Genomic DNA, 23,073 nt, shown 5'->3' with positions numbered 1-23,073 from the left:
TGGTAAAAACACTTTTAACAAATACTTAACACCGGCCTATTAATTTCGAACCATGAAAAAGCTCATCTCTTTACCACTCGCTATTATTGTTATCCTATTTTTTGCTTCATGGGGCAAGACAGGGCATTTTGCTGTAGGCCGCATTGCCGAGAAACATCTTTCTGAAAAAGCTAAAGCCGGTATCCGCGAGCTGATTGGCGATACATCTCTGGCAGAGATCAGCGTTTATGCTGACGAATTAAGAATGCAGGATGCTTATAAATATACCACGCCGTTTCATTATATCAATCTGCCCCTCGGCCTTAACCGTGATAAGTTTAACACTACCGTCGTAGAGCAAACCCAAAGCAATGTGTATTCGGCACTGAGCAAATTCAGTCTTGACCTCATAGAACCGGGTAAAAGTCATGAGGAAAAAGTAATGGCCCTTAAAATGATCGTTCATTTGGTAGGCGATCTGCACCAGCCCATGCACGTGAGTCGGGCCGAAGACCAGGGCGGCAATACCATCATGGTATCGTTTCTTGGCAAACCAGGCAATTTGCATGGCCTGTGGGATAGCGGACTTATTGAACACACCGGCCTAAACGATGTTGAACTGGCCAAAAAAGTAGATCATGCTACTGACAGCCAGATCAGCGCCTGGCAACAGGATGATATCCTCACCTGGATGTATGAAAGTTACCAGGCCAGCAGCCAGCTTTACCGCGATGCCCAAAAAACACCAGACTTTAATGAAGCTTATTATCGCTCGCACATGCCGCTTGTTGAAAGTAGGCTCGAAAAAGCAGGCATCCGCTTAGCTGGCATCCTGAATGAAGCCTTTAGCGGTGGCCCTTATAAGATCATCCCGCCGCCTGCTGTAATGGAACTACATTAAGGTTTATTCAGTTTTAAACTGCGGATGCAGTACGATCTGGGCAGCCATAGCTGATAAATCCTGACCGGTAAAAGCACCCGCTCCATCAAAATCAAAGTGGTGGGCAGTGTGTACAGTGATGGTTCCGAGGGAGCCATCCGGTGGCAGATCAACAGATCTCGCTTGTTCACGATCCAGCCAATCTTCTGCTTTGTCAACAGCATAGATCTTAAAGGTATTGGGTTGTGCCTGCGGTTCAAACCTTAATAATTGCTGACTTTGGCCAACCCTGATTTCAAATGGTTTCATAAGTGTTTTGATCAATTAATGAACGGCCTCTTGTTATTGCTTCCAACAGGCCGCTTAAATTATGGTTTGATCACGTCAAAGAAATAATATATCAAATGCGGCTATTCATTGCCGTTGACTTTAGTCAACGGTAAGAGAAAAGTACTATTCCGGGCTTTAGCCCAATTATGCGCATGGTATTTGGGCTAAAGCCCCTTGCTTTCATTCATTATTCCGTTGACTAAAGTCAACGGCAATGAAGAAATCTAACAAATAAAATAGATCAGATTTGACGGCTTCTCAAATTGGACCTTTGTTTAAGAGTTTTTTTTTATCCGTATTCCGAGTACCATCTCCGCAAAAAAACGACGGTATATCGGCTGATATTAGTTTGTTACCGCTACACTTTTTTTATACCTTCGCCGTCCGCAAATTTTTATCGTTTTATCCCTCCTGTTATGAAGAAGTTTTTATACGGCATCGATTTTGGGACAACCAACTCGGCCCTTGCTATTTACGACGAAGAAACGAAAGAAATAAGCAATACCATCATTATCCCGTCGCTCATTTATTTCTACCCGCAGTCGGGCCCGGGCAATACCCCTAATTATGTTGTGGGCGAAGAAGCGATAACAGCCTACCTTAATGATAACATGAAGGGGCGCTTTATCAAATCTGTAAAACAGATCCTGTCCAGAAGCAGTTTTATAGAAACCCGCATCCAGGGCAAGAAATATAACGCATCTGAACTCGTAGCGATCATTTTAAAAGAACTGAAAAGCCGCGCAGATGAACTAACGGGACAGGATTGCAAAAAAGCCATCATCGGCCGCCCCGTTTTTTTTGATGACGACGATACTAAAAAAGACAGCCTGGCACAAACCCGGCTTACTAAAGCCGTAGGGCTGGCTGGTTTTGAAGAGATCCGCTTTCAGTTTGAACCAATCGGGGCTGCTTTTGCTTATGAAAAAAGCCTCTTAAAAAAGGAACATGTATTGGTAGCCGACCTTGGCGGTGGTACTACGGATTTTACCTATTTAGTTCTTGATCCCGAAAAAACCGGCAGTAAAGACCGGCAGAACGATATCCTGGCCAATGGTGGTATTTATATTGGCGGGGATAGCTTTGACTCGGCATTTATGTGGGACAAAGGCACTCCGTACTTTGGTAAAAACACGCAGTATGAAGCCACCCCGGGTAAGGTATTAACTGTACCCAAATCGCTGTTTGCCAATATCTGTTCGTGGGAACAAATGAACTTTTTTAATAGCCTGCGCATCCAGAAAGACATAGAAGATTACTATTATTTTTCGGGCAATGATCCGCAATTTAAAAACCTCATCACCCTCATTGAGAATAACCTGGGCTATTCGGTATTTCAATCTATAGAAGAAACAAAGATCAGGCTTACAACCGCCAACGCGGCTAAGTTTAGCTACCGTAAAATGGATATCCGTATTGATGAAGAGATCTCATTAGCCGACTACGAGCAGATCATCGCCAAAGATGTAAACCGCATTGCCAACTATCTCGATGAGTTCCTGTCAAAAAACAACATCGATCCGGCTAATATCGACAGCCTGTTTTTAACCGGCGGTACCTCTATGGTAGGCAGCATCCAAAAGCTATTCAAAAACCGTTTCCCTCATATCCGGCTAAATTCGGGAGATAATTTCAAGAGTGTTGCCAAAGGTTTGGCTTATAGCGGGTACCTTTTCGCTGAATAATCTGCAATAAATGCATCAAAATAAAGCAATCGCCGGAGCAATACTCCGGCGATTGCTTTTAATAGTCCTTTCCCGTTTAGTCAATAAGTGGCAGCAAGTCTATCAAATCATTGATAACAGCGTCAGGATTAGCCGAAAGCAATTGTTCTGCAGTATGGGCTCCCGTAGTTATACCGATATTTAGGCTGCAACCTGCATTTTGGCCTTCTTCAATATCGATGATCGAGTCGCCTACTTTAGCTACTTCGCTTCCATTGGTAATACCGAATTTATCCATGGCAAAAAGGATCATATCCGGGTTAGGCCTGTTTTTGCTCACATCCGATGCTGTAACAAGGGCATCAAAGTCAACGCCTTCTTTCCATCCTAATTTATTGATGATTGACTGCGCGGTTGCCCTGTCATAACCTGTGTCCAACACGGCATAAATATCACGCTGTTTCAATGCCGAAAAAAGGGCTAAAGCATTATTTTGCGGCAGGATATCGGCAGTAGCGTAGGCTGTTGTAAGCTGCTCCATAAAATTCTCAAAAATCTGTCCAATCAGTTCTTCATCGGTATTGTTAGCGTAAACAGCCAAAACCGATCTGATAGCCTGCTTTTTTTCTTTACCGGCACCTTCGGTTAGTACCTGGTCAAGGTTAAAATCAAATCCTGCCTCGTTAATGGCTTTCTGAAGAGTTTTGTATACCAGGTTATCTTCATTAACTGTTGTACCGGCCATATCAAAAACGACCATTTTTAGGTTATGCTTCATTTTAATATTTTTTTAAAATTCATGTTTAATTAATAGCGACGCCCACACGCACCGGTTTGCTTTCGGTAGCATAACGGAAAGCATTGTCTACTTCGTTGAGCGTAAATTCTTTTTCTACCAGTTGTTCAAAAGGGTATTTGCGATAGTTGTTTTCAATAAAGATGGCTGCATTTAAAAAATCGTCATAGTTATAATTATGCAGCCCTTTTATTCCGAGCACGCGACGTACAATCAGCTGCGCATCGACAGGTACGGGAGCAGCCGGAAATACGGCCCCTATCCAAATGGCACTGCCACCAAGCGCAAGCGATTCGACACCTGCTTTCATCGCTTCCGGATGGCCGGTCATATCGAATACCAGGTCGGCATCAGGCCATGCAAAACGCCCGTCATCATTGTTTTTTGCAAAGGTAAATATTTCGTCGGCACCAAATTTCGGCCCCCAGCCAAGGCGTACCTCATCATTATCAATAAGACCTACCCATTTAGCTCCTGCTTCCCGGCACATGGATACGCAGGATATCCCCAGTAGCCCCGCGCCAAAAACAAGCACGCTTTTACCGGCTATATCACCGGCAACCCTTAACGCGCCGGCTACCGTAGCATGCGCACAACTGATGGTAGCTGCAACCTTTAACGGAATTTCCGGAGAGATTTTTAAAAAGGCTGTATTTGGTCGCAATACACAATAATCGGCCAGGCCGCCATTAAACAGGTCGTGGGTTGAGGCCTGTGCATGTCCGTACTTAAATAACTGTTCGCTTTTTTGAGGCAGGTCAAGCCTTGGCGCTTCAATACCCGGCGGCACCGCGAAAATAGACCAGGTAACCCTGTCGCCTATGGCAACAGTTTCGCCCCTCATATCCTTTACTGTTTCTTCTTGTGGTAACCACAGTATATCGCCCGCAATCTCATGGCCTAAAACTACCTCGTCAGGTTCTTTACGATGCCCGCAAAAAGTGTGAATATCACTGCCACAAAGCGTGGTATAGCGGTTCCTGACCAGTATCGATTCCTTGTCAAGGAAGATATTTCCCTCAATCGTGCGAAAAGGCTTTCCAGGCCCTTCAAACACTATAGCTTTGCCCGGCGGGAAGTTTGGTGTTTCTTTGAACATGGGGTTTTAATTTTGATTTAAAATATAAATGACCGAATACCATCAGCAGCATCCCGGCTATACCAAGGAAGGTGCACATTTGCAAAAAGAGTGATAATACGGAATCGGTGGTATGTGTAAAGTATCGTAAAAGCATGAGCCCGATATAGCCCGTGTACCCAACCGAGTCAACCACGTACATCAGGAAACTAACCGTTGCACACTCACGGGTAATTGCGATGAGCCGCTCAAAAATAACAGCGTGTACAGCTACATAAGGCAGATAAACACCCAGGCCAACCAATACCATAAACGTAAATTTCCCCATACCGCCATATAAACCGGCCAGGGCAAGCATCAAAATCAGAAAACCTGTAAAACTGGTAAGCATGGAAAGGCTGAATGCCTGGTAGTGATTTTTGATGAGTACGGCGAGGCCCGTAACTACGATAACACAAAATGAAACTATCAATTCGGAAGTAGTGAACAGTTGAGGTGTTTGCTTATAACCAAGGCCGGCCCATAATTCGACAGCGAAATCGGCCCGTACACTGCGCAACAAAGTAACAAACAGGTAAACAGCTATAATAGCCAGCAAGCCCGGCGCATATTTATTGAAAAAGCGCCACCTGTCGGCCCCCGTCATCGGCTCCCTTGCCGAACGCGAGCTTACGTCGGTAACTGTAGGCTTCGGCACACAAGCCAGCATAGTAATAAACAATAACGCCGGTAACAGAAACACCAAACCAGCGATGAAGGGCATCCAATTTTCGTTAACACCAATGGTTAAAAGAAAAGCACCTACTGATTTAGATACCCCATCCGACAGGATAAAACTTGCGCAAAGCCCGGCAATTAAAAACTCGGTTTGCTTGCGTCCCTCTAAAAAACTGAGCACCAAACCAAATATCACGCCCAAGGGTAAACCGTTCAATAACATGAACGCTAAATTCCAGGGGCGGGGAACTAATGCGAAAAGCAACAGCATCAACTCGGCAAAACCTATCAGCATGATGATAGCCCGGATACGCCGTGCGGGCCTTATCTCCGAAACAAATTTAATACCCACCCATTTTGCCAGTACATAGCCTATGGTTTGGGCAATGATCATCCCAAACTTGTAACTCAGGCCCCATAAACCGGCATCAGTAAACGCCGCCGCTGTATAGGGTTTCCGGTAGCCATACATACAAAAGTAAGTGCCAAATGCCGCGATCAATGACCATACAGGATTGGCAAATACCCTTTTTAACCTTTCGGAGCTATTCTGGAAAAACATTTAATTGGCTTAAGGTGTCAATGTTTAGCAAAACTAAACAAAGTTTAACAAGCCAATGAATTGTAAATATTAAATTTATGTTATTAATTCATTCTCAAATAACTTTATCCGGCGATACTAAAATGGCAAAAATGTAAACATCCATTTCACCGGGTTATTACTATTCTTCGCAGCAAAACCTGCAACCGGCAGTTTTATCAGCACGGTATTCCATCCTTTTTTTAGGTTAATTTTTACCGGATCGCGATATTCATAACCTTCATCTATCAATGGTGATTCGAGATTTCCTTTCCTGCCTGCAAATTTCAAATCGGCTGCTTTTACCAGCGTTCCATTTATCCATACGGCACTTCCCCTGCCATCCCATGTACCAGGATCGGCAGTATCTGTTGTGTATGAGCGTGAAAGATTATTAAAACCTATCCAGCAATTTTTATACTCCTCAACATCGCTCCAGATCTTTGTTGAGGCATACCATGTTGTATTTTCTTTAGGATTGGCAATTAAACTACTTACCAAGGGATACCACCAATGCCGTAATATTAATGTGCCACCCGCTGCGGTAAATGCCGGGCTTTCCTTACTCAGGAAATCCAATTCTGGTTTAAACCTTGCTTCCAGATTACCGCCATTGCTATAAGGGCCATAAAATTTCCACACTAAATTTTGCTGTTTACGATACGGAAAAGGCAGTGTTTTAAAGCGTTGTTGCTTTTGATCAAGCAGCCGGTTTTCAAATGCTTTAAAATTATCAAATGCTGATGTATCTGCTGATGGAATAACTGCTGTCCAGCCCGGTCGCCCTCCGCCCCGCCATGACCTTTCGGCAAAGGTTAGTATAGCCGGATATGCCGGGTTCATGGTTAGCAGGTCTTCCTGCCGGTTTACGGCCCGATCATTCCACAAGCAGATCTCGCCACCTAAAACATTGTCATCGCCCGTCTGCACGTCACCAATCATGCGGTAAAAAAGCGTTGTCACACTTTCCAGCGGATCCATGTGATTGAGGTACATATGCCTGGAATCGATATATTGTGTCTTTTTGTTTACAATTCCTTCCTTCATCCACAGTTGCCTGATGGTATTTGCCGGTACGTTACCGCCCGGGCTCCATCCTATGGCTTTAACACCATATTGTTTAACCGTGCGGCAGATCTCCGGTAAAAAACCGGTATTACTGATCTTCACCTCATCTCCTCCAATGTGCAGGTAAACCGGCCTATAGGTTTCACATACCTCCCGGATGATATCCTTCAATATCCGCATGCCGGTATCGCTTTGCATGTCGACATGAAAGGCTCTTTTAAACGCGCCGCTGTGCCCTGGCATGTCAATTTCAGGCACAAATTCTATATGGCGGTCTTTGCAAAAGCGTTGTAATTCTTTTACGTCATCAACACTATAAAATTGCCCCTTATCCCTGAGCATATTTTCGGGCTTAGTCAACTCCGGATATTGTTTTATGGCCAGGCGCCAGGCAATGTCTTCCGTTACGTGAAAGTGAAACACATTCAGTTTGTACAAAACCATTATATCAATCTGTTGCTCCAACTGCTCAACCGATTGATAATTACGACCAACATCCACCATATACCCCCGCCATGCAAATGCTGGCCAATCGGTTATATCACAGGCATCCAGCATTACATTATCTCTCAGTAATTGCCGTAAGGTTTGGATGCCGTTAAAAATACCGTGAGCTGTGTTGGCCGTTATCGTTACATGGTTTTCCGAAACCTGTAAGCGATAGGCCTCTTCCGCGTGTTGAGGCACTTTAACTTTAGTAAGCTTTAGTTCGATGTAAGGTTTATGAGCAGAGGAATCATGGTCGATTGAATATGCGCCATTTACCTTTAACAATTCCTCTACAATATGCGCCTCATTTACCAAACCTTTACCGGCAATAACAGAACTGCATTTGTAAAATGAGAAAAAACCGGGCTGCCATTTTAGGGATTGTGGCAATGGCACTAATGACGACTTTGATTCCAGATCAAAAACATAAGGATAAAGCAGGTGCTTCCAAAGTAGGTATCCTTCACCTTTTAAATGAAGTCCGTCATTAGTAAGCTCGGGGTTGAGCAGTCCGTCTGCCCCGCAAAAAGCGTCATGAATATTGATAAAGGTGTAATGATTGCTGTTCGCACCTGTTTCAAGTTGTTGATTTACTTTGATAATTTGTGCAGACTTACCCGTATGTGTTCCAAACTTGTTATAAATTTTATTAACAGGTAAAATGCTCTGTACATAAAGCTTTGTAGCAGAAGTTTTTTCATGCAGATAATTGGCGATCAGCATGATATTTTCAACTACGCTATCCGGCGAGGTATTCCGCGATAGATCATTAACGCCGATAAGCAGAAAAACTTTCGCCGGTTTGCGGTCAGCCACTTCAGGTAGTCTGGCGATTACACCGGCACTGATGTCCCCACTGATCCCGCGGTTTTTAATGCGGCTATCACCAAATAATTCGCTCCACTCCGCTCCGTCGGTAATACTATTTCCTAAAAAAATGATATCGCCATTGGCCTTAGGCAGCGTTTTAAAATGTGTCACCCGCTGCTGGTAATAGGTAGAAAATAGCGAATCAGGATATACAGGCAATTGCACCTGTGCAACCGTCATCAGCCTGAAAACAAGCAAACAGCACAAAGTAACAAAGGGCCGCTTACCAGTCATGTCGGGTAAAAACTATCTGTTTATAATCATCTTTTTCGTACAGGATACCTATATGCTTTTGATCAATAGCCACCAGATCGGAGTAGGCGCTGTAATCTCCCTTGTAACCTTCCGGCGATTTTGCTATAACACAGTTCTGCTTCCAGCTTTTGCCCTCATCAAAGCTAACGCGAAGGGTAAGGTTATCCCTGTGCAAGGTATCGGCATCATTACAAACTGCTATAATAGCTTTGCCTTTATTTTTACCTAAATTTAAAATGCTCCCCTGACAAACCGGATCGGGCAGTTGAGCGTCAAAATAAGCGGTATCCCAGGTTTGGCCACCGTTGCTGCTTACAGCAACAATGCGTTGTTTTACATTGCCCAACTGGTTACGGATATTCATCATCAGTTTGTTACCGCTAAGTTCAACCGCCATATTTTCATTGGCTCCTGGTAAATTCACTTCATCGCTCAGCTTAAATGTTTTGCCATGATCATCTGTATAGTAACCAAAAGCCCGGCCATCTGCGTAATGCTTTTGCGGCTCACCTGCCGAATGATTAGACGCTATGTAGATCCTGCCCTTATATTTTCCTGCCGTTAGCTGTATGGCATGGCCAGGGGTATTGGCATAACTGCGCCAGTCTTCGTTAAAGTTATAAGCACTGTTAACATGTGGCTGCTTGGGTTTATGCACCTGTAATGTAATATTCACCGGAGTCGACCAGCTTAAGCCATTATCGGTTGATGTTTTATACCACACCTCACGCAGTCCCTTACCTTTACGAACCATATTTTCGGGCGCATTGCCTGTATTATAAAACAGGAACAGCCGACCTTTAGGATAAGCCGGATCGGTACGGTCAACCACCGGAGCCGCATTACCTGTTTGCAGCGTATCATTTGAGGCTACTACCTGTAAGGCTCCCCATGTTTTGCCACCATCGGCGCTTCGTTTCAATACGATCTGGATATTACCAAAATCGCCGCCACCGTTCACCCTGCCTTCTGCAAAGGCAAGCAGCTCCCCGTTTGGCACTTTAACAACAGCCGGAATCCTAAACGACTTATAGCCGTCGGCTCCTGATCTGAAAACTGTTACGTCCTTCTGTTGCGCGTAGACGGCACTAACAAGCAGGCTCATGAATATGGATATAATTGATTTTTTCATCTTATTTCAGTTGTTTTAATAATTGCATACAATACCATTCCTGGCGGGGTAAATGAAAAGGCCCTTTAAACAAATTACCTTTGGCCGTTTGCGCCAAACTGCCATCCCTGTGCAGGTAGCCAAACCATTCGCCGTTTACCGGGTCATGAAATCTATCATAAGCATAATCATGCACCATTTTGTGCCAGCGGGCATATTTTTCGTTACCAGTGAGGGTATAAGCCAACAGGGTGGCTATGATCACCTCGTTGTGAGGCCACCAGAATTTCATATCCTGCCAGTATTCCTGCACGGGTTTATCATAAACATCGCGGTAATATAAAATGCCGCCATGTTCTTTATCCCAGCCACGTTCCCACATATAATCAAGCATGGTGCAGCCAAGCTCAATCAGGTGAGCATCATTATTACGGTATTTGGCTTCGTGTAAGATAAACCAGGCGCCTTCTATAGCATGACCGGGATTTAGCGTACGCCCGTCAATATGGTCAATAATGCTGCCATCGGGTGCAACCTGTTCCATAACGCATTTAATATCGTGCTTTACAAAATCGGTCTCAATTTCTTTGATCCATTTTTCGATGTACACATCGCAGCGTTCATCGCCAATGGTTTCGCGTAACTGCTGGGCCGTATTGATCATGATCATGGGTACACCAATACCTTTTGAAGGACGTGTTGAGGTAAACTTTGCCGGAAGCAACCCTGGTACAGTAGCATACTCAATACATTTACCAAAAAGCTCCCTTGCTTTTTGAGCGATGCCCTCATCGCCCGAGGCCTTGGCATAAGCCGCCATGGCTATAACCGCGAATGTTTCGGAAAAAAAGTAACGGCGTTTCCGGATGGGTTTGCCGTCACGGGTTACGTGAAAAAACATTTGCCCATCGGTATCGAAGCAATGATCAAGCAAAAAGTTAATGCCCGAGCGGGAAGCGTAAAGCCAATCCTGTTTGGGCGCTACGGTATTATACAAAGTGGCCAGCAACCAGGCCGCCCTGCCCTGGATCCAGACGGCTTTGTCATCATCAATCAGGCTTCCGTCCTGATCACGCATGAACAGGTAGCCACCGTGTTCTTCATCAACAGAGCGCGGGAACCAGAACGGCACCGTATCCTGCAGTAATTGACGTTCGTAAAATGTTTTTAAAATATGTAAATCGGTTTCAGAATAACTCATTTCAGTAGATTTTAATAGAATACATTTTCCTTTTCATGCAGTTGCATGGTAAATGTTGGAGCAGGCAACCCAACCTCGTTAATTAAATTAGCCCGGGTAAATGGCTGCATGGCGTAGTTGATCGCCTTGATATTTTCACCTGCCGGAATAGTAAGGTATACTTTACTTCCCCTGATAGCTGCGATTGGCAAAACACTTTGGCCTTTGTTATTGATCAGCTCAAAACCAATCAGCCTTTTATTATTTGCCGTTTTTAGCTGGGCGGCGAAGCCAAAGGACATCACAATTTGACTACCTTGTCTGGTAGCTGTCAACGGTTCGGGACTATTGGCTTTTACAGGTTGGTGATAAGTATAACACGCTGCCAGCAGGGCCAGCCGTTCTCCTACTTCCCGCTTCTTTGTTGGGTGCACATTTAGTGAATCGCCGAGATCAAAGCTTACGGCCATTTGCATATTGGGGATCTTCTTTTGCAGTTTCCGCTGAGTATCCCTGAAAACTGGCCATGAAGGCCGGTTGATACCCGATAGTTGAACAGTGTAAAAAGGCAGCTCAGCCCCCCACTTCTGCCGCCAGCTGCTTACGAGTGTTGTAAATAAATGGCTGTAAAGTTCAACGTTATGTGTATTGCTTTCGCCCTGGTACCATACCACGCCTTTTATGGGGAAGCGCGTAAGCGGATCGATGGCCGCTTCATAATTATAACAGGGCTCATAGCTATGCCGTTGCTTAATATTAATTGCATTCTTTAAATTGATAGCTGCCCTCTCCCGGCAAAAAGCCATTTCATAATCAGAACCACGCCAGTTATTCAGCATATCAACCAGTTGATCATCATGTTCCATCGTATAGCGTTCTATCCATGACTCGGTTGGCGAGCCGCCCACTGCCACTTCAATCAAACCGATGGGGACGCCGGTATCTTTGGCTATTTTTTGACCGAAATAATAGCCGACCGCCGAAAAACCTGCCGCCGAACTGCTGTCGCATGCTTTCCACGAACCTGAAAAGAAATCCAGTTTGTTGGCTTTAGCTAAACTCACTGAGTCCCAAACTACCGGATCAGTTTCTGTCTGTGGGTTGAGTTTATATAAATGTAATTTTGAATTTGCCGATGCGGTTTTTATAGCAGCAATACCCTCTGCCGAGTGGTTTAGCGGGAAATACATGTTGGATTGCCCGGCACAAAGCCAGACATCGCCCATTAAAATATTGCTGAGAGTGATACTCGTATCTTTAGCGACAATCTTCATTTGAAAAGGCCCGCTCGCCTTTGACGCTGGCAACATTACTTTCCATTCACCATTTTCATCTGTCTTCGCTTTTGCTACAACTTTTTTGAATTTAACAGTTATTTCAACTCCGGCATTCGCTGTTCCATATACCGGGATTGGCCTGTCGCGCTGTAATACCATCTGGCTGGCGAATACGGCCGGTAATTTTAAACCACCATAATTACCGGTAATTCTGCCGTAAGCTGTCCGAGCCAATATTGAGGCACCTTCCTTATCCGGATGCAAATTATCGGCAAAGAGATCAGGGCGGTTATGAAGCGGCTTATTAAAATCGATCAGGTCGACTTGATTTGCTTTTGCAATCAAAGGGATGAGGTTTTGAATCTGCCAGTACCACTCTCTTGTACCTGATTTAAACCTTGTGTGCCCGCTGAAGATTGGCGTTAACCGGCAAATAAAGATCTTCATCTGAGGGTTCACCTTCCTGATGGTATCAATTAACCAAGCGTAATCCGCTTCAAAATTTTGCCTGTAATCTGGCCAATCCCTCGGATCGGTATCGTTTAATCCGAGGTGAATAATAGCTATATCTGGCTTGGATGCTATGAGCCCCTTAAACTCCGGCATTTTATACCAGGGATTGTGACCATTTTTGAGCAAAGTAGCGCCGCTATGTCCAAAGTTTAAAACCTGGTATTTACTGCCCAGCAGTTTTTGTAACTGAGCAGGGTAGCTTTCCTGTGCAGGATTAGCCAACCCGTAGCCATAGGTAACCGAATTACCAATGCAGGCTACCTTGATACCTCCGGTTTGCGCACATAACTGTTTTACCCAAATCAATAAAGCAAACAGCAGCAATGGGTAATACTTGTTCTTAAATTTCATCTGCTAACTTTTAAAGAGTGGAATAAATCAGGCATCAGCATACTCATCGTGTACCGGTCGCAGAAAATACAGCTGCACCGCGAGGGCTATGAGCACTACCGCCGCCAGCATGGCAAAGTCGGCGCCGAGGTTTCCCGCATCTGATGATTTGCCCAACCTATCGGTGATAAAGGCGCCAAAAAACACGCCTGTCATATTCATGATACCGTAGGCAGTCGCCCGGTTTTTCACCGGAACAAACTGGCACAGGATGGGCATATTATTAGCATCGAACATGCCATAGCCCAACCCAAAGCAGATCCCGGCACCCACAACAAAAAACAGTGAATGACCAAAACCCATCAGCAATAGTGCCGGGATAGTGAGGGACAACCCAATAGCACTTGTAAATACGCGGCCTTTTTTATTCCCATGCACCCACCTGTCGGATAAAATTCCGCCCATGATCACTCCTATAAATGACGAAACAGCTATGGTTATGGTAGAGAGCGGCCCGGCGGTCGCCATATCAATATGTAATTTTTGGGCAAACAGCGTAGGCAGCCAGTTTTTGGTAGCCCAGCCCGGCAAACTCGAAACGGCAAAATAAAACAAGATCACCCAGAAGGCCTTGTTGCTGATCAAGGCGGCAAGTCCTTTAAATAAATTTTTGTTTTGCTTTGATTGTTCCGCTACTAACTGTGTATCTCCTGTTTTATCTTTTTCTTTCAAAAACATGATCAGTATAACTGAGTACACCATGCCCACCACCCCAAATGTTTGAAAAGTAGCCTGCCATGAAAAAGCGGCGGCAGCCGTGGCTCCAAAACCGCCCAGCGCCTGCCCAACATATAAACCCGTCATATGTACGCCTACAGCGAGCGACCTTGATTTAGCGGTATGAAAATCAGCTATCAACGACAACCCAGCCGGGATATACAAAGCTTCGCTAATACCCATAACAGCGCGAAGAATATACAACTGGTTGAATGTGGCAGCATACCCCATGGCAAACGTAACACCCGACCAAACAAACAAACTGCAAACAATTAGCCATTTGCGGTTTAGCCTGTCGGCTATGATTCCTGAAACCGGGCTCATGAAACCATATATCCACAGGAATACCGCCATCAGGTAGCCAAAGTTTGTGGCCGATTTCAGTTCGGCGATATTCACCTCCATGGCCGGCTTCATCACCGAGAGCATTTGCCTATCCATGTAATTGAGCAGCGCTACTACCCATAATAAGGCAACCACAAGCCAGGGATAATTTTTTCCTTGTTTCATTTGCTGTTAAATTTTCCCTGGCTTACTGCCGCTGTACGGATGCCCGGCTTGATCTCGCCTCCGGGGATAAATATCTCACTACCCCATAACACAGCAGTAGTAGTTACCTGCCCGTAAAATGGCAAGTGCCCAATTTTTTGCCAGGAGTTGCTAACGGTATTAAACTGAAATACATCTTTACTAAAACCCGGATGATTATTCAGCAACGTTAATTTTTGTTGCTGCAAGCTTTGCTTTTCTTTATCAGTTTTAGCTTTGGCGATAAGCGCGTTATAAGTTTCAATCTGATGGAAAATGGTTCCCTTGTCTCCGCCAATTAGCAGTATATGGCGCGCACCGACGGCTACCGCTGTGGCTGCCGAAATGTTAATCGGCTGCTTAGCATCTGTTACTTTGCTCAGTCCTATCCATTTGTTAATTAGCGGGTCATAGCAGAAGGTATAGCTATGCAAATCGCTGATGCCCGACGCAGTACTGCTCCGGCCACCGATCACATAAACACAGGGATATTTCCCGTTGGATTGCGTAACCGCGACAGAATGTGACATAGCTATGGGCAAATCTGCAATAGCTTTCCATCGCGGCTCTTGATCTGCCAGATTTAGTGTAAAACATTTAGCGGATGGTTTGCCTTCACTTTCGCCGCCAATTAGATAGATCACTTTTCCAATACTTGTCATACAGGCGTTGGCCAATGGCAAAGGCAATGATGGCAGATCAGTAAAAGCCATATCCTTTTCTACCGGATCCCAATTCATTAAAAAAACATCAGCACTGCCTGGGCTTGTTTCGGTTTCGCCACCGGCACAAACAATTCCCTCTGGAAGGGTTGTGCTTGCGCCATAAGCTATTTTTTGCGGTAGATGTTCTGTTTTAGGTTTAAGCCAGTTGAATTTACCTGTCGAACCCTTTTCCAAAACATACACATCATTATAGTGCAGCTTTTTACCCCCCTGCCAGGGCATAGCACCATCCGCAAAATTTGATCCTCCGGCAATGATCAAAACACCATTGCTTGTCCCCGTAAAAACGCCTGCCAAACCTAATTGCTTATCGGTACCCGGCGCAGGGGGGATACGTACCGGTACCGACCAGCTTATTTTTTCTGAACCTTTATCCTGGGCCATAGCCTGCCCTGCTAACGCGATGCTGCCTGTCATTAAAAATATGTAGATTATAAATTTCATTATTACAGGTTTGCGGCAGGCGCAATTGATTTGAAATGATCAAAGCCCAGTTCAGAAACATCTAATTTAAAGTTTTCAAACTGTTCTGCCGTCATATTGGCCACCGGAAGCCTAAATTCCCCACAATCCACACCCACCAGTTTCATGTAAGCTTTGCCGGTCGCTATTCCACCGTATTTACCAAGCAGGCGGATCATATCTATTGACTTTTGCTGAAGCTGCTGTGCTTCATTCAAATCATTATTGTTGAACGCATCAATAAGCCAGTGATATAATGGCGCGGCGTAGTTAAACGTACTGCCCACAGCGCCTTTGCTACCTACAGCAAGTGCCGAAAGCATGTTCTCGTCCCTACCCCAAAGCATATCATATTTACCGTTTTTAAAGTTGATACAGCTTTGAAAATCCATAAAATCTTCATGGGTGTATTTAATACCGGCAAGGTTATCCATTTTGCCATCCAGGGCTTTCAGCAAATCAAGCATCGCGAAATTGCCGCCCGTTAACACCGGGATATGGTAATAATAAAAAGGCATGTTAGGTACCGCCGATGCCACCGCCATACAGCTCTTTGCCAGCATATTTACGTTGGCCGGTTTAAAGTAAAATGGCGAGGTTAGCGAAACAGCGTATAAACCTATTTTTTGCGCGTGTTTAGCCAAATCAATACAATCGGCAAGGCAGGTTCCGCCTAAAAGGGGCATCACTTTAAAATCAGGGTCGTGGTTGGATGCTTTAGCCCAGGCTTCGGCCACCAGTTTCTTTTCATTTAACGTTAAAGATACCCCCTCGCCTGTTGAACCGTTAATGAATGCGCCAGTAATGCCGTTATGCTTCAGAAAAGCGTAATAGGTTGGAATAATGCTCAGGTCCAGTTCGCCATTTGCGTTCAATGGGGAAAAAGGCGCACTGATCAATCCCTGTAGATGTTCAATTTTCATGTTATATATATGTAATGAGCAATAACCGGGAGTATGATCTCCCGGTTAAAAAATAGATACTGTTAAAAAGAGGCATAGCCCGCGGTTTGTACCAATAACCTGTTATTGGTTAACGTAGTACGGTCAACCGGCCAAAACAGCGCGTAAGCCTGCGATGCCGGTAATGTAGTGTGTTCGTAAACAAAACTGTCGCCCGCCCGGCGCAAATCGTACCAGCGTTTACCTTCAAATACAAACTCAAAGAAACGCTCCTGCAAAATGGCTTCTGTAGGATTGGTATCTATAGTTTGGTTAGGGTATCCTTGTGTGGTTGCATCATAATTAGCAGCAAAGGCTCTCGCCCTTACCAAATTGAGTTCTGTTACCGGCGACTCGCCTAATGCTACCTTAGCCTCGGCCAGCATCAGCAGTAAATCGGCATAACGATAGATTGGAAAATCATTGGTGATCAATCTTGCGCCCGCGTTTTGCTCGCCCTGGTATTTATCTGTAAAACATCCGGCAATTTTAAAAGTACCATCGGCTAATTTTTGATAGGCCGGTTGAATGCTGGCCAACTTGCGGCTGTCCTTATCGTTAAAAGCCCTGAAAGCGGCTATCCTTACAGGCGCCCTCAGCAAACCACCCCAGTTGTCAATGGTAGGCGAAAACTGACGGTTGGCCAATGAATCATAAAAATTGGAGATCAGGCCGCTTTGTGGTACAAAACTGCTTTGCACAAATGACATGGTAGCCTCGTTAAACTGGTAATGGCTTACAAATATCATCTCGTTATTGCCTTTGGTAGTTGTTGCAAAAACATCGCTGTATTTAGGCAGCAATTGCAGGGCGGGCACATTAGTTTGAATATCGGTCAATGCTGCTTTGGCTGTAGCAGCGTCTGCAGCGGCATTACCGCGATGCGCCGTCCACAAATAAACATCGGCCTTAAGCATCAACGTAGCCGATTTTGACCAGTAGGATTTCAGGTTCCTGAAAGAATAATCCGATCCGAAACTTGTAACCGATTTATCAATATCAGCTTTAATCAATGTCAATACATCAGCCGCTGGTGAAGCCGCCTTAGCCAGGTTGGAGATATTGAGCGTTGAACCCGAAGTTGGCTCCGTTTGGATGATCACATTACCCCAGCTGCGGTATAATTGAAAATAGTAAAAGGCGCGCATGCCGTAAGCAATCCCCAAATAGTAATTCTTATTTGTAGCCGATACAATATCGGTACTATTCAGTTTGCTTATCAATAAATTAAGCTGGTTGATATTGGTATAAAAACCACCGTAACTGCTTATGCCGGGATTATCGAGATTTAGGTTTTGAGTCCAGAGGCGTTCAAAACCTTGGGTGGCTTCGCCCGTAAAAGTGCCGTTTGTACCGGGATCCGTAGCGAAGATATCGGCACGCATTTCGCCCAGCGTTTGAAAAGCGCTGTTATTGGCCCTGAATTGCGTGTGTACACCAGCTACAAATGAATCAAACTGATCGGCAGTTTTCCAGAAGTTACCATCGGTAACGCTGCTTACCGGTGCCAGATCCAATTGCTTCCGGCACGAGCTCGACAATCCCAGGATCAACAATCCTGCAAAGATGACTATAGTATATTTTTTCATTTCGAAATATTTAAAGGTTAGAATGATGCCTGAACACCTACTACAAATGATTTAGGGGTTGGATAAGTACCCTGGTAAACTCCTGTCAGCGCTCCGTTTGATATTGGAGCCTCTGGTGTCGGTCCGCTGAATTTTTTGATATAGAACAAGTTGCTGCCACTGGCGAACAAACGCACTTTGGAGAAGATCTTTGTTTTATCCAATAGGGATTTTGCAAAATCGTACGACAAGGTTATTTCACGACAGGCCAGATAATTTCCGCTCTCATAAAAATTGGAATTATTGCCGTTTAGTACAGCACTTGCATTATTGCCCCTCGTATAGTTTTGCTTGGAGCCAACCACCTGATCGGCATAGTAAACCTTTGGTATGTTGGTATTGGTGTTGGTTGGTGACCAGGCCTGTTTTTGCAGATCGATATAGTTAAAAGTGCCCTGGTAATTACCTAAGGTACGTGCTACAAGATCATTATAAATGGTATTGCCTAAAGTATATTCAAACCTTGAGTATAAAGAGAACGCTTTGTATGATACATTCACGTTGAAGCCACCAGTCCATTTAGGGTAGATATTACCCAGATAAACCTGGTCGCGCGAATCGATAGTATCGTTCTTGTCCACATCCTGCCAATTCACGTCGCCCGGCGTAATATGTCCACCTTTGCCTGCTGCCAGGTTAGGGCCGGTGATGCCTGCAACGTTATCTACGCGGTTGCCCGCCTTGGCAGCAACATCCGCCGCATCTTTAAATATAGATACCTGTTTGTATCCATAAATCTGGCCCAATGGCTGCCCTTCCTGGATACCACCTACCCAAATAACCTTACCCGATTTAGGGTCATACACCTGTAAACCACCTTGCCGGTTGTTTTCGTTACCGTTATATGGCAGCTTTAAAACTTTGTTTTTTACATATGAAGCGGTCGCGCCTAAATCAATCCGCAACCCATTTGGGTTGTTGATCACGTTGGCTTTTACCGTAAACTCGTAACCTTTATTTTGTAACGTGCCCAGGTTGGTTTGAATGCTCGAAAAGCCGGTATAGCTTGGCAATGGCAAACTGGTTAGCAGGTCGCTGGTGATGCGGTTGTAGTAATCAAACAGGAAACTTACCCTGTCCTTAAAGAAACCGATATCGGCACCAACATCTGTAGTGCGGCTTTTTTCCCACCTTAGGTTTGCATTAGTTAAACCGGTGTTCAGGAAGCTGCCCTGTCCATTGTATAATGTTTGGGCGGCATAAACACCCTGCACATCGTAATTGCCTAAGCCCGCGATATTACCGTTAGAGCCATAGCTTGCGCGTGGTTTAAAGGTTGAGAATACTTTATTAAGTCCCCATTTTTCAAAAAACGCTTCGCGACCAACATTCCAGCCGGCAGATACACCGGGGAAATAACCTATCCTGTTGCCCGGTGCCAGCTGCGATACACCATCTTCTCTCAATACAAAGGTTAACAGGTACTTGCTGTCATAAGCATAGTTGATGCGGGTAAAGGTTGAAATGATCCGGTTTTCGGCCTGGTTACTATAATTACCACCAACGGCAAATAAAGTAGAAGCGTTGGCTGTAGATATGTTATCCGTAGGCGCATTGGTACCATCTACCTGGATACCCAACGCTTTCTGATCGTAGTACTCGGCACCTATCATGGCACTCAGATCATGCTTGCCGAATGATTTGGTGTAATTCAGGATAGCGTTATAGGTTTGTTGAAAGTTGCGGGAGTAACCTGCGATAGACTCCCTGCTGGTGCTGCTGTATGATGGCGGGTTGGCAAACAAAGTAGCATAAGTTTGCGTAGCCTGCTGAAACGACTGGTTAATTTGCTGGTTGAGGTAACCACTGCCCGACACCTTGAAAAACAGGCCCGGCATAATATCCCATTTAACAGCAGCGTTGGCTACGATCCTGTCAACCTCGTTGCTGCGTTTAAGCTTGCCCAACCAGTATAACGGATTACCATCGCTAATGCTGTTACCCGGATTAGGCTGCGTTTTAGCTGCGTCCAACCATGGGTTAAAAGTTGGCCATAATGCCAATGTGCGGTACAGCGAGTTCACATCACCGGCAGGTGCACCTAATTGCGATGAGGTTGAAAGCGTCACCCCGGTTGAAACTTCAACGTTGGGCTTAACCTTATAAGAACCGTTAAAATCACCGGAATAGCGGTTATAATTAGAGCCCACTATAACACCATCCTCGTTGTAATAATCCAAACTGGCAAAGTATTTTCCTTTATCGTTACCGCCAATAGCGCTCAGGTAGTGATCCTGTGTACGGGTGTTCCTGAATAATACGTTTTCAACTTCTTTACTATGATCTTTATAGATGATCTTATTGCCCGGGTTGGCAGGATCATCCAAATCTTGCCAGCCTTGCGATAACAGGTTTTGGTTTGCGGCTGTTTCGGCACGGATATCAAAAGATGCCAGATTTGCGGCATCCGTCAGCAAACCATATCCGCGGGTAGCGTTGATCTGCGCCAACGTACGGCCAGAGTTTATGTTGCCCAAACGATTATAGTAAATGTAATCGCCGGCATTCATGTAGTTATAGCCCTGGCGCTGACGGTTAAAACCTTCGGTGAATTTATAGGTCACCTGCGCGGTTCCGTTTTTACCTTGTTTGGTGGTGATTAGTATCACCCCGTTATTAGCACGCGCACCGTAAATAGCTGTGGAGGCTGCATCCTTCAACAGGTCGATTGACGCGATATCGTCTGCCGGGATATCATTATAAGCCCGGATAACCCCATCTACCACCACTAATGGGGCACCCGGACTATTAATAGATGCACCACCCCTCAGTACAATCAGCGGAGTTGCACCGGGAGCACCACTACTATTAACTACCTGTAAACCGGAAACGGTTCCCTGCAGCGCGCTGCCAATGTTTGCTCGCGGCGCTGTTGCCAATACTTTATTATCTAAAGTGGCGATGGCGCTGGTAACGCTTTTACGTGATTGCGTACCGTAACCTACTACCACCACCTCGTTAAGAGCTTTATTATCCGGTTTAAGCGCCACGTTGATGGTAGTTTGCTGACCGACTGTAATTTCCTGTGTTCCGTATCCCATAAAACGGAAAACCAATACATCATTTGGCGATGCCTGGATGGAGTAAGTACCATCGGCCGATGTTGGGCCTCCTTGGGTTGTGCCTCTAATAGTTACGCTCACACCCGGCAGCGAGCTATGATCGTCATCGGCAGTTACCTTGCCGCTGATCTTTTTTGTTTGCGCCTGAACAACCATAAAAAGCAATAAGCTCAGTAAGGTCATCAGGCCTTTTTTTAGGGTAAAACTTTGGTTCATATTTTATTAGCTATTTTGTATTATGTATGACATAATACAATTATGAAGTTTTAATTTCAATTTTGCAAATCAATCCGATAAAATATTTTTTGGCTGATTTACTGAGTGTTTCAAATACACTAAATGAATTAGGGTATTATTTACGGTTGATTTGTATGTTTGCAGAGAAAGAAAAAATGAAGAGCAACGGCCTTATTCAAAGCATAAAAAACATAGATACCAGTTCGCTGGTAGACCGGGTAGAAAAGAATCTGGTTGAACTGTTTATTGAAAAAAAGTTTAAGGTTGGAGATCCTATTCCGAAAGAGCTGGAATTGGCCGATGCGCTTGGTGTAAGCCGTACTGTGATCAGGGAAGCCTTGCTGAGGTTAAGGCTGATGGGGCTGATAGATTCAAAGAAAAAACGCGGCGCGGTACTTACCAGCCCGGATTTGGTTTCTATCCTTGAAAAAAGCATGAACCCGGAGATACTTGACAAATCTACCCTAAAAGAGATTTTTGAAATGCGGCTGGCGTTGGAAATCGGGATGGCCGATTTTATTATTGAACGCGTAAAGCCGGAAGACATTGCCGAGCTGCGCGCAATTGTTTCGGTAGAGACGTCTTCTTCCCAGGCTGTTATTTTTGATGTTGAACAGGAGATCCGTTTCCATGGAAAGCTATACGATATCACCGGCAACGAAACGCTTCGCAAGTTTCAGAAAATGCTGCTGCCGGTATTTGATTATGTGCACCAGAGCGGCTTATTGAAAAAACCTGTAAAACATAAAAAGTTCGTATCGCACGCCGGACTCATCGACCTGATTGAAAAAGGATCTGCCGAAATGCTCCGTAATGGCATGCGTAATCATTTGGAAAACCACTTTGCCAGGCTTTTTGAATAGGAAAAAGTTGCCTAACTTCCTGCTGAAATAACACCGGCTGTTTGTAACAGTAATCTCTTTTTCTACATTTGTATGGCTTCCATTTTGAACTGATTGTTTTAAAAATGGAGGAAGCCTTTCGTCCCAAATAAACCGACAGCAATCCTGTAAAATAACATAAAATGGCTACAGATCCATTTAAAATAACTATCCACATGGTATCAAGTCTTGATGGCTATATTGCCAGAAAAGACAATAGTATTTCATGGTTTGAAACATCCGACAACTATGAAAAAGGAGTTACCGTTACCCAGGAGGAAGCAGCAGAGTTTCTTAAAAAGATAGATTGCTACATCATGGGGTCCCGCACCTATGAGCTCGCGCTGGAGCTTTCAAAATCATACGGATGGGTTTACGGCGATATTCCTACAATTGTGTTAACCCACAGAGACATGCCTGTTGAACGGCAAAACGTTGAAATATACTCGGGCGACCTGGAAAAACTCGTTAACGAAAAACTAAAACCAAATTATAAAAATGTCTGGCTTGTTGGCGGTGCAGAGCTTGCCAAAGATTTCATCCGTTTAAATCTGGCCGACGAAATAAGGCAATCCATTTTACCGATTATTTTGGGAGATGGAACACCATTTTTTGATCAGATAGGGCAAGAAAAGGCCCTGCACTTAAGCAACGTAACAGCCTACAAAAACGGAATGGTGGAACTGTGTTATGAGATAAAAAAATAACAGTTTTT

General features: G+C 44.7%; 17 protein-coding genes. 4 read left to right on the top strand and 13 right to left on the bottom strand.

Annotated features, from left to right (window positions below):
* The first annotated feature begins 52 nt into the window (after positions 1 to 52).
* Positions 53 to 880: a S1/P1 nuclease gene (locus tag DUL71_RS22470; protein WP_114940131.1), complete on the top strand. Its 828-nt coding sequence runs from the start codon at positions 53 to 55 to the stop codon at positions 878 to 880.
* A 3-nt stretch (positions 881 to 883) separates the two neighbouring features.
* On the opposite strand, the gene DUL71_RS22465 is transcribed toward DUL71_RS22470, so the two are convergent.
* Complete coding sequence (locus DUL71_RS22465; RefSeq protein WP_114940130.1) at positions 884 to 1,168, bottom strand: hypothetical protein; 285 nt, start codon at positions 1,166 to 1,168, stop codon at positions 884 to 886.
* Between the two features lie 437 nt (positions 1,169 to 1,605).
* Between DUL71_RS22465 and DUL71_RS22460 the strand changes: the two genes are divergently transcribed.
* Positions 1,606 to 2,874, top strand: a complete 1,269-nt coding sequence (locus DUL71_RS22460) for an Hsp70 family protein (RefSeq protein WP_114940129.1) — start codon at positions 1,606 to 1,608, stop codon at positions 2,872 to 2,874.
* A gap of 76 nt (positions 2,875 to 2,950) precedes the next feature.
* Here the strand turns inward: DUL71_RS22460 and DUL71_RS22455 are convergent, their stop codons facing one another.
* The 12 genes from DUL71_RS22455 to DUL71_RS22400 all read right to left on the bottom strand — a co-directional run bounded on the left by DUL71_RS22455 (position 2,951) and on the right by DUL71_RS22400 (position 21,456).
* A complete protein-coding gene (locus tag DUL71_RS22455) occupies positions 2,951 to 3,631 on the bottom strand; it encodes an HAD hydrolase-like protein (protein ID WP_208645629.1) in 681 nt (226 codons plus the stop codon).
* 25 nt (positions 3,632 to 3,656) lie between these two features.
* On the bottom strand, positions 3,657 to 4,748 hold the full coding sequence (locus DUL71_RS22450) for a zinc-binding dehydrogenase (RefSeq protein WP_114940128.1): 1,092 nt from the start codon (positions 4,746 to 4,748) through the stop codon (positions 3,657 to 3,659).
* Positions 4,699 to 6,006 (bottom strand): DUF5690 family protein, encoded by a 1,308-nt coding sequence (locus tag DUL71_RS22445; RefSeq protein ID WP_114940127.1) that lies wholly within the window; start codon positions 6,004 to 6,006, stop codon positions 4,699 to 4,701. Before DUL71_RS22445 ends, DUL71_RS22450 begins: the two co-directional genes overlap by 50 nt.
* A gap of 117 nt (positions 6,007 to 6,123) precedes the next feature.
* On the bottom strand, positions 6,124 to 8,685 hold the full coding sequence (locus DUL71_RS22440) for a family 20 glycosylhydrolase (RefSeq protein ID WP_114940126.1): 2,562 nt from the start codon (positions 8,683 to 8,685) through the stop codon (positions 6,124 to 6,126).
* Complete coding sequence (locus DUL71_RS22435; protein WP_114940125.1) at positions 8,675 to 9,838, bottom strand: sialidase family protein; 1,164 nt, start codon at positions 9,836 to 9,838, stop codon at positions 8,675 to 8,677. Before DUL71_RS22435 ends, DUL71_RS22440 begins: the two co-directional genes overlap by 11 nt.
* A gap of 1 nt (position 9,839) precedes the next feature.
* Positions 9,840 to 11,018 (bottom strand): AGE family epimerase/isomerase, encoded by a 1,179-nt coding sequence (locus DUL71_RS22430; RefSeq protein WP_114940124.1) that lies wholly within the window; start codon positions 11,016 to 11,018, stop codon positions 9,840 to 9,842.
* An 11-nt stretch (positions 11,019 to 11,029) separates the two neighbouring features.
* The gene (locus tag DUL71_RS22425; RefSeq protein WP_114940123.1) at positions 11,030 to 13,138 is read right to left on the bottom strand and encodes a GDSL-type esterase/lipase family protein; all 2,109 of its coding nucleotides are present in this window, start codon (positions 13,136 to 13,138) and stop codon (positions 11,030 to 11,032) included.
* A 27-nt stretch (positions 13,139 to 13,165) separates the two neighbouring features.
* Complete coding sequence (locus tag DUL71_RS22420) at positions 13,166 to 14,404, bottom strand: MFS transporter (RefSeq protein WP_114940122.1); 1,239 nt, start codon at positions 14,402 to 14,404, stop codon at positions 13,166 to 13,168.
* The gene (locus DUL71_RS22415) at positions 14,401 to 15,591 is read right to left on the bottom strand and encodes a kelch repeat-containing protein (RefSeq protein WP_114940121.1); all 1,191 of its coding nucleotides are present in this window, start codon (positions 15,589 to 15,591) and stop codon (positions 14,401 to 14,403) included. The genes DUL71_RS22420 and DUL71_RS22415 overlap by 4 nt, the downstream gene beginning before the upstream one ends.
* A 2-nt stretch (positions 15,592 to 15,593) precedes the next feature.
* The gene (locus DUL71_RS22410) at positions 15,594 to 16,532 is read right to left on the bottom strand and encodes a dihydrodipicolinate synthase family protein (RefSeq protein ID WP_114940120.1); all 939 of its coding nucleotides are present in this window, start codon (positions 16,530 to 16,532) and stop codon (positions 15,594 to 15,596) included.
* Positions 16,533 to 16,594: 62 nt separating this feature from the next.
* Positions 16,595 to 18,139 carry a SusD family outer membrane lipoprotein NanU gene (gene nanU, locus DUL71_RS22405; RefSeq protein ID WP_114940119.1) on the bottom strand — a complete coding sequence of 515 codons (1,545 nt, stop codon included), beginning with the start codon at positions 18,137 to 18,139 and terminating at the stop codon, positions 16,595 to 16,597.
* A gap of 17 nt (positions 18,140 to 18,156) precedes the next feature.
* The gene (locus DUL71_RS22400) at positions 18,157 to 21,456 is read right to left on the bottom strand and encodes a SusC/RagA family TonB-linked outer membrane protein (protein ID WP_114940118.1); all 3,300 of its coding nucleotides are present in this window, start codon (positions 21,454 to 21,456) and stop codon (positions 18,157 to 18,159) included.
* 155 nt (positions 21,457 to 21,611) lie between these two features.
* Here DUL71_RS22400 and DUL71_RS22395 point away from each other — a divergent pair, with 155 nt between their 5' ends.
* Positions 21,612 to 22,340, top strand: coding sequence for a FadR/GntR family transcriptional regulator (locus DUL71_RS22395; protein WP_244228818.1), 729 nt, complete (start codon positions 21,612 to 21,614; stop codon positions 22,338 to 22,340).
* Positions 22,341 to 22,501: 161 nt separating this feature from the next.
* Complete coding sequence (locus DUL71_RS22390; protein ID WP_114940117.1) at positions 22,502 to 23,065, top strand: dihydrofolate reductase family protein; 564 nt, start codon at positions 22,502 to 22,504, stop codon at positions 23,063 to 23,065.
* Positions 23,066 to 23,073: the final 8 nt, after the last annotated feature.

This window comes from Mucilaginibacter endophyticus (assembly GCF_003351025.1).
GTDB classification, from domain to species: domain Bacteria; phylum Bacteroidota; class Bacteroidia; order Sphingobacteriales; family Sphingobacteriaceae; genus Mucilaginibacter; species Mucilaginibacter endophyticus.
The sequence above is the reverse complement of the archived record's forward strand: the minus strand, read 5'-3'. Positions and strand labels throughout refer to the sequence as shown.

What these genes read in the sequence shown, in the direction of transcription:
- DUL71_RS22470 (WP_114940131.1), top strand. Translation starts at nt 53, where the DNA reads ATGAAAAAGCTCATCTCTTTACCACTCGCTATTATTGTTATCCTATTT.
- DUL71_RS22465 (WP_114940130.1), bottom strand. Translation starts at nt 1,168, where the DNA reads ATGAAACCATTTGAAATCAGGGTTGGCCAAAGTCAGCAATTATTAAGG.
- DUL71_RS22460 (WP_114940129.1), top strand. Translation starts at nt 1,606, where the DNA reads ATGAAGAAGTTTTTATACGGCATCGATTTTGGGACAACCAACTCGGCC.
- DUL71_RS22455 (WP_208645629.1), bottom strand. Translation starts at nt 3,631, where the DNA reads ATGAAGCATAACCTAAAAATGGTCGTTTTTGATATGGCCGGTACAACA.
- DUL71_RS22450 (WP_114940128.1), bottom strand. Translation starts at nt 4,748, where the DNA reads ATGTTCAAAGAAACACCAAACTTCCCGCCGGGCAAAGCTATAGTGTTT.
- DUL71_RS22445 (WP_114940127.1), bottom strand. Translation starts at nt 6,006, where the DNA reads ATGTTTTTCCAGAATAGCTCCGAAAGGTTAAAAAGGGTATTTGCCAAT.
- DUL71_RS22440 (WP_114940126.1), bottom strand. Translation starts at nt 8,685, where the DNA reads ATGACTGGTAAGCGGCCCTTTGTTACTTTGTGCTGTTTGCTTGTTTTC.
- DUL71_RS22435 (WP_114940125.1), bottom strand. Translation starts at nt 9,838, where the DNA reads ATGAAAAAATCAATTATATCCATATTCATGAGCCTGCTTGTTAGTGCC.
- DUL71_RS22430 (WP_114940124.1), bottom strand. Translation starts at nt 11,018, where the DNA reads ATGAGTTATTCTGAAACCGATTTACATATTTTAAAAACATTTTACGAA.
- DUL71_RS22425 (WP_114940123.1), bottom strand. Translation starts at nt 13,138, where the DNA reads ATGAAATTTAAGAACAAGTATTACCCATTGCTGCTGTTTGCTTTATTG.
- DUL71_RS22420 (WP_114940122.1), bottom strand. Translation starts at nt 14,404, where the DNA reads ATGAAACAAGGAAAAAATTATCCCTGGCTTGTGGTTGCCTTATTATGG.
- DUL71_RS22415 (WP_114940121.1), bottom strand. Translation starts at nt 15,591, where the DNA reads ATGAAATTTATAATCTACATATTTTTAATGACAGGCAGCATCGCGTTA.
- DUL71_RS22410 (WP_114940120.1), bottom strand. Translation starts at nt 16,532, where the DNA reads ATGAAAATTGAACATCTACAGGGATTGATCAGTGCGCCTTTTTCCCCA.
- nanU (WP_114940119.1), bottom strand. Translation starts at nt 18,139, where the DNA reads ATGAAAAAATATACTATAGTCATCTTTGCAGGATTGTTGATCCTGGGA.
- DUL71_RS22400 (WP_114940118.1), bottom strand. Translation starts at nt 21,456, where the DNA reads ATGAACCAAAGTTTTACCCTAAAAAAAGGCCTGATGACCTTACTGAGC.
- DUL71_RS22395 (WP_244228818.1), top strand. Translation starts at nt 21,612, where the DNA reads ATGTTTGCAGAGAAAGAAAAAATGAAGAGCAACGGCCTTATTCAAAGC.
- DUL71_RS22390 (WP_114940117.1), top strand. Translation starts at nt 22,502, where the DNA reads ATGGCTACAGATCCATTTAAAATAACTATCCACATGGTATCAAGTCTT.